The 8,567-nt window shown below is 72.0% G+C and carries 10 protein-coding genes; 2 read left to right on the top strand and 8 right to left on the bottom strand.

Annotated features, from left to right (window positions below; genetic code table 11):
- The 4 genes from GT042_RS22585 to GT042_RS22600 all read right to left on the bottom strand — a co-directional run.
- The coding region (locus GT042_RS22585) for a TIGR04222 domain-containing membrane protein (protein ID WP_202533476.1) at positions 1-238 on the bottom strand (238 nt) is incomplete at its 3' end.
- Positions 239-244: 6 nt separating this feature from the next.
- Positions 245-1,645, bottom strand: coding sequence for a DUF692 domain-containing protein (locus GT042_RS22590; RefSeq protein ID WP_161310552.1), 1,401 nt, complete (start codon positions 1,643-1,645; stop codon positions 245-247).
- Between the two features lie 153 nt (positions 1,646-1,798).
- Positions 1,799-2,587 carry a DUF4142 domain-containing protein gene (locus GT042_RS22595; protein WP_202533478.1) on the bottom strand — a complete coding sequence of 263 codons (789 nt, stop codon included), beginning with the start codon at positions 2,585-2,587 and terminating at the stop codon, positions 1,799-1,801.
- A 112-nt stretch (positions 2,588-2,699) separates the two neighbouring features.
- Positions 2,700-3,524 (bottom strand): peptidyl-tRNA hydrolase, encoded by an 825-nt coding sequence (locus GT042_RS22600; RefSeq protein ID WP_161310554.1) that lies wholly within the window; start codon positions 3,522-3,524, stop codon positions 2,700-2,702.
- Positions 3,525-3,595: 71 nt separating this feature from the next.
- Here GT042_RS22600 and GT042_RS22605 point away from each other — a divergent pair, with 71 nt between their 5' ends.
- Together GT042_RS22605 and GT042_RS22610 are read left to right on the top strand one after the other, a co-directional pair.
- Positions 3,596-4,270, top strand: a complete 675-nt coding sequence (locus GT042_RS22605) for an AIM24 family protein (protein WP_161310555.1) — start codon at positions 3,596-3,598, stop codon at positions 4,268-4,270.
- Positions 4,271-4,358: 88 nt separating this feature from the next.
- Positions 4,359-4,559 (top strand): hypothetical protein, encoded by a 201-nt coding sequence (locus GT042_RS22610; protein ID WP_161310556.1) that lies wholly within the window; start codon positions 4,359-4,361, stop codon positions 4,557-4,559.
- A gap of 52 nt (positions 4,560-4,611) precedes the next feature.
- On the opposite strand, the gene GT042_RS22615 is transcribed toward GT042_RS22610, so the two are convergent.
- From GT042_RS22615 to zapE, 4 genes are all read right to left on the bottom strand, one after another.
- The gene (locus GT042_RS22615; protein ID WP_161310557.1) at positions 4,612-5,460 is read right to left on the bottom strand and encodes a polysaccharide deacetylase family protein; all 849 of its coding nucleotides are present in this window, start codon (positions 5,458-5,460) and stop codon (positions 4,612-4,614) included.
- Between the two features lie 124 nt (positions 5,461-5,584).
- Positions 5,585-6,967 (bottom strand): alkaline phosphatase PhoX, encoded by a 1,383-nt coding sequence (locus GT042_RS22620; RefSeq protein WP_161310558.1) that lies wholly within the window; start codon positions 6,965-6,967, stop codon positions 5,585-5,587.
- A gap of 215 nt (positions 6,968-7,182) precedes the next feature.
- The gene (locus tag GT042_RS22625) at positions 7,183-7,608 is read right to left on the bottom strand and encodes an OsmC family peroxiredoxin (protein ID WP_161310559.1); all 426 of its coding nucleotides are present in this window, start codon (positions 7,606-7,608) and stop codon (positions 7,183-7,185) included.
- A gap of 164 nt (positions 7,609-7,772) precedes the next feature.
- Positions 7,773-8,567: cell division protein ZapE (zapE, locus tag GT042_RS22630; RefSeq protein WP_161310560.1), on the bottom strand; the 795-nt coding region annotated here is incomplete at its 5' end.

Here is an 8,567-nt window from a genome sequence, read left to right on the forward strand (position 1 = left end):
CGTCGGCCGGGCGCAGCGCGACGATGCCGGGGCCGCCGACGGTCAGCCGGCCGTCGGCCTGCATCCCGGCGATCACGGCGTCCACGACCCGGCCGGGGCCCCCGGCGAGGAAGGCGCCTTCCAGGACGTCGTGGACGGGGGCGGGTGTGCCGCGTCCACGGAGGCGGACCACGCCGCTGATCAGCAGGACGGAGGAGACGGCGACCGCGAGTGCGATCACCACGGGAAGAACGGTCATGGTCATTCACTTCCTCACGAGAACGGCGCGGGTGGCGGCGCGGACCAGACGGGTCGCGCGGCGCGGCGGACGCGGGGCGGCGCGGTCCTCCCACCAGAGCGTCAGCCGCCGCCGGGCGGCGGCGTCCTCGGGCCGTCCGCCGATCAGCAGGTGCTCGGCGAAGTCGAGCGCGTCGCGGCGGTAGCCGCCGCGCATCGGCCGTATCTGCGCGTACGCGAGGAACGCGGCCCGGTAGCCCGCACCGAGGATCTCCGGCAGCTCCGGAGCGATCTTGGCGACCACCCCGGCCCGCTTGGCGGCGAGGGCCCGGCTCTGCACCCCCAGCCGCCGCGCGTCGAACCCCTCGGGCGCGGGCGTACCCGCGACGAGCGACGACAACAGGGCAACCTGCTCCAGAGCGATCCGCGCCCGCACGCCGTCCCCGGCGGTTTCGACGGGGCGCGGGGTCTCGGGCACGTCGCGCCGCGCGTCGCCCTGGGCGGGCGTCTTCGGCGCGTAGGCCCCGGCCCCGACGGGCCGCCGGTCACCGCCGGCCGTGGCCGGCCCCGCCGTGATCGTCTCCCTGATCGCCGTCAGTTCACCCGCCAGTTCCGCCGCCGGCGGGAAGTCGTCGTCGCGTTCCAGGAGTACGCCGGGCGGAGAGACGCGGGCGCGCAGTTCCGCCAGGATGTCGAGGACCGGCCTGGTCACCGGGTGGGCGTGGGTGTCGTGCCAGACGCCGTCCCGCTCCAGGCCGCCCGCGACGTGGACGTACGCGATGGCCTCGACGGGCAGTTCGTCCAGCGCCTTGACCGGGTCCTCGCCCCGGTTCACGTGGTTCGTGTGCAGGTTGGCGACGTCGATGAGGAGCCGTACCCCCGTACGCTCCACCAGCTCCGCGAGGAACTGCCCCTCGCTCAGCTCCTCGTCCGGCCAGGAGATCAGCGCCGCGATGTTCTCGACGGCGAGCGGCACGGGCAGCGCGTCCTGGGCGATCCGTACGTTCTCGCACAGCACCCGCAGCGCGTCCCACGTGCGCGGCACCGGCAGCAGGTGGCCGGCCTCCAGCACCGGCGACGCCGTGAGCGCCCCGCCGGCCCGTACGAACGCGATGTGTTCCGTGACCAGCGGGGCGCCCAGCGCCTCGGCGCGGGCCGCGAGGTCCGCCAGCCGCTGTACGTCGGGCCGGTCCGCGCCGCCCAGGCCGAGGGAGACCCCGTGCGGAACGACGGTGACCCCGCGTTTCCTGAGCCGGACCAACGCGTCGGGCAGATGCCCCGGGCAGATGTTCTCCGCGACCGCCTCGACCCAGTCGACGCCCGACAGCCCCTCGATCGCGTCCGCGATCTCTGGACGCCAGCCGATCCCCATCCCCAGCTGTGGTGTGCCGTTGCCCTTGCCCGGTGTGCCGTTGCCGTTGCCGTTCATGAAAATCCCCCTCCGCACTCCCGCGACCAGTTGCGGTGCAGGAGTAATGGCCCCGCCGGACGACGGCGAACCCGCGAAGGGGGACGTTCAGAGGTTGATTTGAGGTTCCGGGGCCAGGGGCACGGCCCACCGGCTACGGCTGCCCCACCCTTCTCACGGGCTCTCCCCGCTCTCCGGCGCCGGACGGTTGGTGTTGATCGCCGTCGGCGCGCCGGGTCCCGTCGAGGGCCGGGACGTGAAGGACTGGTCGTCCCCGGTCGGCACCACGGCCGACGGCGACGGCGGGAGGTTGCCGTCCGGCGGCGGCGGTCCCGTGGGGCTGGCCGTCGCCGCGCCCGCCGCCTGGTTGGCGATGGCGTCGAAGTCGACCAGGCCGGTGGCCTCCAGCATCGTGATGTGGTCCAGGACCGTCTGGTTGGCGTCGCTGGCGAGCTGTCGTATCAGCGTGTTCCGCGTGCTGTTCCTGACCTGCGCGACCAGCGAGAAGACCTTTCCGTGCGCGGCGCGCAGCAGATTGGCGAACTTGATCTCGTAGTCCCTGCCGGTCGCGGCCGACAGCTCCCTGAGCCAGCCCTGCTGCTGCTCGTTGGGCTGGTTGGGCAGCTCCACACCGAGCTTCGCCGCCACGTCACGGGCCCGCTTGTCGAGGTCCGCGTGACCGACCACCAGGTGGTCACCGCACTCCTTGATCGCCTGGCTGGGCGCACGTTCGATGGCTTGCTGGCCGGCCGGCAGCTCCCACAGCCCGGCCAGCCGCACCCGTACCAGGAAGTCACGGTCGGTCGCCGAGAGTGGCCCCCACTGGGTCGACACGCTCGACGCGTTGAGGTTGGCCTGGCCCGTACCTGAACGTTCGGCGTACGACCAGACGGGGAAGGCCAGCGCCCCGACCGTGGCGACCAGTGCCGCGATGATGAGCGCCGTACCGTTGATGCGTCGCAACAATGTGCTGCCTCCCGAGCCGATGTGTGCACCGCTGAATGAACCGCCGACCGACGGGGCCGTTCAACCTACGTGGCGGTACCGGGAGGTACGTAATCGGGGGGCGGGGCGTTCAGCCCCTCAGCGCCGGATGATCAGCGATCACGGTGCGGGAACCGGGCGCGATCTCCGTGAATCCGGCATCCAGGACGGCCGGCAGCCCGCTGGTGACGAGCCGGGCCCACCGGTCCGGCCCGGCGGTGCGGACGGCGAGGGGGAAGCCGGCCTCGCGCCACTCCTTGCGGTCGGTGTCCGACAGGTCCCACCAGGCGAGTTGGGCGGCGTGGCCGGCCTGGGCCATCGCCTTGCCCGCCGACATCTCCACCTCGGGGTTCAGCCACAGCACCGGGTGCGCGGGGTCGGGCGCGGGCGGCGGGTGGGGGTCGTCCAGGTCGGTGCCGGAGACCTGGAGCTTGGCCAGCTCCTTGGGCCAGCCGTCGAGGGGGATCGGCGGGAAGACCCGTACCTCGGCGGGGGAGAGAACCGGGACGGCCTCGGTGCCAGTGCCGGTGTTAGCGTCGGCGTGCGCGCTCGTGGTCGTCAGGCCCGGCAGCGCCGACGCCTTCCGCCACTCCGCGCCGCGCGCCCGCCTGACCACCTTGCGGATCCGCGCGTCCTGCCAGTCCCGCATGGCGCGCGCCCACTCGCCCTCGTCCTCGCCCTCCCCCAGCGACCGCTCGTCGGAGAGCATGAAGAGCACCGCCCGCGCCGCCGTTTCCAGCGCGTCGGTACGGGCCGGGGGCGCGGCCTTCTCGATATGGACCACCAGGGGCAGGACGTACTGCGGAGCGGCGTCCCGCTCGGTCGGCTCGTTCCTGAACGGATTGTCGTTCTGGGTGTCGGCCCGGGTGTCGGTCGCGCTGTCGGTCTCGCCGTCGAAGGCACTCTCGCTGCTCACGCGACCAGTCTGCCAGCCCTGCCCGGCGGGCCGGTTGGCGGAATGGATGCCTCCGCGCGACGATGCACGCCATGAAGAGCGATCTGTTCGGCACAGAGCACATGGCGCAGCAGGCGACCGTCCCCGGGATGACGCTTCAGAACGCCAAATCGATCAAGTACGCGGTCAACGGCGAGATGCACGCCCGCCAGGGTTCCATGATCGCCTGGCGCGGGAACCTCCAGTTCGAGCGCAAGGGCCAGGGCATAGGCGGCATGCTCAAGCGCGCCGTCACGGGTGAGGGCCTGGCGCTGATGGCCGTCCGCGGCCAGGGGGAGGCGTGGTTCGCGCACGAGGCGGAGAACTGTTTCATCGTCGAGATCGAGCAGGGCGACGCGCTCACGATCAACGGCCGCAACGTGCTGTGCTTCGACCCGACCCTGTCGTACGAGATCAAGACGGTGAAGGGCGCCGGCATGACCGGTGGCGGCCTCTTCAACAGCGTCTTCACCGGTTACGGCAAGCTCGCCGTCATCTGTGACGGCAACCCCCTCGTGATCCCCGTCACCGCACAGGCACCGGTGTACGTGGACACGGACGCGGTGGTCGGCTGGAGCGCGCACCTCAACACCTCGCTGCACCGCTCCCAGTCGGTCGGTTCGATGATCCGGGGCGGCTCGGGCGAGGCCGTCCAGCTGATGCTCCAGGGCGAGGGCTTCGTGATCGTACGGCCGAGCGAGGTCACGCCCCCCAAGACGGCCGGCTGACACGGGGCCGGGTGCCGCGCGGGGCGGTTCCGACCTCTCCCCGCGCACCCCGGTCCGCCGGGCCGTGTCGCTGAGTACGCTGGACGGCATGGCAGACATAGGAGTCAGGGGAGTCAGGGGAGTCGGCGGAGAAACGCCTGCGGCGGAAGCGACGACCCCGCAGGAGATCACGTACGCCGATTGTGTGCTGTGCCGGAAGCCCACCGAGTACCCCGAGACGGTCAAGGGCGCGACGCTCTGCCCCGTCTGCGAGTGGCAGGAAGCCCAGCGGATGGCGTGCTCGGGCTGACCGATCCGTCCTGACCTGCCTGGTCCGACCTGACCTGACGTGCTTCGTTTGTTCAGTGCTTCATCAGGTCCGAGACCTTGACCAGGCGGTACCCGCGCTCGCGCAGCTCCGGCACGATCCGCCGTACGGCATCCTCCGTCACCGGCGCCGCGCTGCGCGTGCAGTGCAGCACCACCAGGGAGCCCGGCTTCACCGCGTCGAGCACCTGCCGCGCGACGGCGTCCGCGTCCGTCGCGAACGCGTCGCCGCCCACCACGTCCCACTGCACCGCCGTCACCCGTACCGGCGCCAGGGCGCGCAGCGCCGCCGCGTCGTAGCAGCCGCCGGGGAAGCGGAAGTACGGCACGACCTGGCGCGCGCCGACCGACCGGAACACGGTGAAGGCCCGCCGCACGTCCGGGCCGATCTGCTTCCTGTCCAGCCGCGGCAGCCCGTGGCAGTCGCCGGCGAAGGAGTAGTGGCTGTACGAGTGGTTGGCGATCTCGAAGAGCGGATCGTTGCCGATCTCGTGCGCCTGGGCCGGGTACTCCTCCGCCCACCGTCCCGTCATGAAGATCGTCGACGGGACGTCGAGGCGGCGCAGGAGGGCGATCAGGGCGGGGTTGTCGAACCGCTCGCCCTGGGCCGCCCGCTTCCCCTGATCCGCCGTCATGTCCGCGTCGAAGGTGAGCGCCACGGTCCGCCCGGCGGCCTGGCCGCCGCGCCGGAAGACCGGGGTCAGCCCGCCGGGTCCTGGCGCGACGGTCGGCGGCTGCTGGGCGACGGCGTGCCGGGCCCGCGCGGCGGGGGTCGGGTGCTCGGCGGGTGACGCCGAAGAATCGTTTCCGCAGCCGGTCAGGGTCAGGCTCAGGCTCAGGAAGGCGGCACCGAGGAGGCCGCGCAGGGGTACGTATCGGATCATTCACGCAAAATATATGATCAACTGGTCAATTCGGTGGTGCGGCATGAGCGACCGGAAAATCCGCCCGCCGGACGGGCCGTACCCCGACCCGTCCGGCCACCGGACCCCACTTCGCGGACACGCCCTAGCGCCAGGCCCCCGTCACCGCGAAGGTCGTCCCCGGCCTGTAGCAGTTCACGTACATCGTGTCGCCGTCCGGCGCGAAGGTGACCCCCGCGAACTCGCCCCACTCCGGCGCCTCCGGCGTGCCGATGTTCTGCGCGCCGCGCGCCATCGCGTACACCTCGCCGTGCCGTGTCACCCCGAGGACGTGCTGCGCGCCCCCGCCGTCCTCGCACACCATCAGCCCGCCGCTCGGCGCCAGACAGATGTTGTCGGGGGACTCGCCCGGCAGCTGGACGTCCGTGTCGGGGCCGAACACGATCACGAGCGTGAGCCGGCGGCGCTCCGGCTCGTACTTCCACACCTGCCCGAAGTGGTCGGCGGCCGAGCCGATCGCGCGCTGCGCGAAGCTGGACACGAAGTAGACCGCACCGCCGCCCCAGTAGCAGCCCTCCAGCTTCTGCGCGTGGGTGATGCCCTTGCGTCCGAAGTCCTGGAAGCGGATGCCGGTCTCCTTCGCCGACGGGTCCGGTACGGGGACCCATTCGACGCGGTCGAAGGTCGCGCCCGCCTCCTGGACGACCGACAGGTCGGGCACGCCCGGCACGCGCATGGCCTCCAGCGCGCCGCCCGCCCGGAGAGAACCGATTCCTCCACGCGGCTTCCGGGGCAGGAAGCGGTAGAAGAGCCCGAACGGCTTCTCGAACGCGTCCTCCGTCTCGTACACGATCCCGCTGTCCGGGTCGACGGCGATCGCCTCGTGCGCGAACCGGCCCATGGCGGTGAGCGGTACGGCGCCGGTGCGGCGCGGATCGTCGCCGTCCACCTCGAAGATGTAGCCGTGGTCCTTGGTGTAGCCGTCGGTCCCGGCTTTGGCCTCGGTCTCCTCGCAGGTCAGCCAGGTGCCCCAGGGGGTGGGCCCGCCCGCGCAGTTGACGGCCGTACCGGCGATGGCGACCCGTTCGCCGAGGACGTTGTTCCGGCCGTCCATCTCGATCGCCGTACACCCGCCCCTGCCCATCGGGTCGTAGGTGATGCCGGGGACGGACGGGACCGGGAAGCGGGCGTCGGCGTGGTTCTCGTGGTTCCGTACGAGATGGACGCGGCCCCGGTGGCCGGCGAAGGCGGCCATGCCGTCGTGGTTCCCGGGGACCAGGCCCTCGCCGGAGCGGAGCGGTTCGCCCTCCCGGGAGAGGACGGTGTAGCGGAACCCTTCGGGGAGGTCGAGCAGACCGTCCGGGTCGGGTACGAGGGGGCCGTATCCCGCGCGGCCCGGGGCGGACTCGCGGGTGGCGGTGGCCGCCGCGGCCGTACCGGTGAAGAGTTCGGACACCGCTCCGGTGAAGGCGATACCGGCCACGGTGGCGCCGGTGCGGGCGAGGATCTGACGTCGTGTCGCGGACATGAGGCAACTCCCTGCTGGCGGACAGGAGACGTGACCCGCATGTGTGTAGCACGTGCCGTGGGGCGCGTGAACCATGCGGGCCACGAGAGCCTCGTGTGTCGCGTGGGACGGCCGGAAGCCGACCGGAAGCCGCTCGACAGCTGCCCGGAAGTCGCCCGGAAGCCACCGGAAGCCGCCCGGGACCGCCCGGACGGCGGCCCCGGTGTGCAGGCCCGTCAGACGAGCTTGGCGTCCAGGGTGATCGTCGTGCCGGTGAGCGCCTGGCTGACCGGGCAGTTCGCCTTCGCGTCCTCGGCGGCGGCGACGAACGCCGCCTCGTCCACGCCCTCGACCTCGCCCTCCACCGTGATGTGGATGCCGGTGATGCCCGTGCCGGGGGTGAGGGTGACGGCGGCCTGGGTGGTCAGCCTGGTCGGCGGGGTGCCGGCCTTGCTGAGCCCGTTCGAGAGCGCCATCGAGAAGCAGCTGGAGTGGGCGGCCGCGATCAGTTCCTCCGGGCTCGTCTTGCCGTTCGCCTGCTCGGCGCGGGAGGCCCAGGAGACCGGCTGCTCGGCGATGCCGGAGGAGTCGAAGGTGATGAGGCCCGTGCCCTGGATGAGGTTGCCCTCCCAGACGGTGTGTGCCAGACGCGTTGCGGCCATGATGGAACCCTTCTTATCGGTCGAGCTGATGATCTGCGTGCTGATGGTCCGTCGTGCGGATCATCGTTTGTACGGAGCCGTGTGTGCCGTCGCCGTTTCCCGGCCGGCGGGTCGCGCGAGCGTCCCGCCCGATCGGCCACGGCGACGGGCCCACGCCGACGAACCTACTGCGCCACCAGACGTTTTGCGTCCCGCGCCAGGGCCGTCAGCCGCGAGATCGCCCGGAAGTACTTCTTCCGGTAGCCGCCGTTCAGCATGTCGTCACTGAACAGCCGGTCGAAGGGCAGCCCGGAGGCGAGGACGGGGACCTCACGGTCGTACAAACGGTCGGCGAGTACGACCAGCCGCAGCGCGGTCGACTGGTCGGGCACGGCCCGTACGTCCGTGAGGCAGACCGCCCGCAGCCCCTCCGTCAGCGCGCCGTAGCGACTGGGGTGGACCGTGGCGAGGTGCCCCAGCAGCGCGGGGAAGTCGTCGAGGCTCGCGCCCTCGGTGGCGTACGCGGTCTTGGTGACCTGTTCCTCGGAGTACGGGGGCGGCGCCTCCGGCAGGCCCCGGTGGCGGTAGTCGTCGCCGTCGATGCGCAGGGACCGGAAGCGCGACGCCAGCCCCTGGATCTCCCGCAGGAAGTCGACGGAGGCGAACCGTCCCTCACCGAGCTTGCCGGGCAGCGTGTTCGAGGTCGCGGCCAGGGCCACCCCCGCGTCGACCAGCTTGCCCAGGAGCGTCGAGACGAGCACGGTGTCGCCCGGGTCGTCCAGCTCGAACTCGTCGATGCACAGCAGCCGGTGGCCGCCGAGGGTCCGTACCGTCTGCTGGAAGCCCAGCGCGCCGACCAGGTTGGTCAGCTCCACGAAGGTGCCGAACGCCTTGACCTCGGGCGCGGCGGGCGTGGCGTGCCACAGGGACGCCAGCAGGTGGGTCTTGCCGACGCCGTACCCCCCGTCCAGGTAGACGCC

This window comes from Streptomyces sp. SID3212, assembly GCF_009865405.1.
Taxonomy (GTDB): domain Bacteria; phylum Actinomycetota; class Actinomycetes; order Streptomycetales; family Streptomycetaceae; genus Streptomyces.

Bases quoted from the DNA above. Each gene is read 5' to 3' on its own strand.
- GT042_RS22590 (WP_161310552.1), bottom strand. From the start codon at position 1,645: ATGAACGGCAACGGCAACGGCACACCGGGCAAGGGCAACGGCACACCA.
- GT042_RS22605 (WP_161310555.1), top strand. From the start codon at position 3,596: ATGAAGAGCGATCTGTTCGGCACAGAGCACATGGCGCAGCAGGCGACC.
- GT042_RS22610 (WP_161310556.1), top strand. From the start codon at position 4,359: ATGGCAGACATAGGAGTCAGGGGAGTCAGGGGAGTCGGCGGAGAAACG.
- GT042_RS22615 (WP_161310557.1), bottom strand. From the start codon at position 5,460: ATGATCCGATACGTACCCCTGCGCGGCCTCCTCGGTGCCGCCTTCCTG.
- GT042_RS22620 (WP_161310558.1), bottom strand. From the start codon at position 6,967: ATGTCCGCGACACGACGTCAGATCCTCGCCCGCACCGGCGCCACCGTG.
- GT042_RS22625 (WP_161310559.1), bottom strand. From the start codon at position 7,608: ATGGCCGCAACGCGTCTGGCACACACCGTCTGGGAGGGCAACCTCATC.